The sequence below is a fragment of the Aureispira sp. CCB-QB1 genome (assembly GCF_000724545.1).
GTDB lineage: Bacteria > Bacteroidota > Bacteroidia > Chitinophagales > Saprospiraceae > Aureispira.
Window position 1 is genome coordinate 1 of sequence record NZ_JHBV01000075.1, and the last position, 869, is coordinate 869.

At 40.4% G+C, this 869-nt stretch carries 1 pseudogene; it reads left to right on the plus strand.

The features are described from left to right. Positions 1-869: pseudogene (locus CG11_RS30535) on the plus strand (hypothetical protein); the annotation flags it as partial.

The following is an 869-nucleotide window of genomic DNA, read 5'->3' on the forward strand; positions in this document are numbered from 1 at the left end:
GATACCTTATATGGTTGCAGTCGTTATACAATTCGTTGGACAAAACCGAACTCTTGTATCAGCAGATTTAGGCTTTATTATTCTACGAATAATGGAACGACTTGGTTAGCGATAAACAGCATTGTATCTAATTCGGGCAGTGGGACAAGTCAAGGATTCAATTGGACAGTACCGAATGGCGTGACGAGTAATCAAGCTTTGTTTAAAGTAGAAGATTATTATGATAATAGTGTCTATGATATATCGGATGCAAATTTTGTGATATTGCCGAGCAATGATATGACGATAACGAGTCCGAATGGCGGTGAGGTTTTAGCCGCACAAGGCAGTCATTTGATTACTTGGACGAGCTTGCCAAGTGCTTCAGGACAATACAATTTACAATATTCTACGAATGGAGGTGGTAGTTGGACAACGATCGTGAGCAACATAACAGGCAATGCGTATAACTGGACGATACCAAATACTCCTTCAACAAGCTGTAAGATAAGAATCGTAGATTATACGAATACCTGTAAATATGATGATTCTGATGGGAACTTTACCATAACGCCTTTAAATCCAGAGTTAACGGCACCAAATGGAGGAGAGATATTGTATCCAGATTGTAATTATCGAATTGAGTGGAACACAACGACCTTTTATTCTAATGTACGTTTGGAGTATTCTTCAGACAATGGTTTGACATGGAATGTGATAACAACAAGCACGAGCAATGATGGACGCCACGATTGGTTGACACCGTCGGGACCTTTGGGAACAACGTATTTAGTACGGATAGCCGGAACAAATAATTTGAGTTTGGCAGACACGAGTGCCAGTAATTTTTCTTTGGTAGCGCCGATACGAGTAACGGCATCAAATGGAGG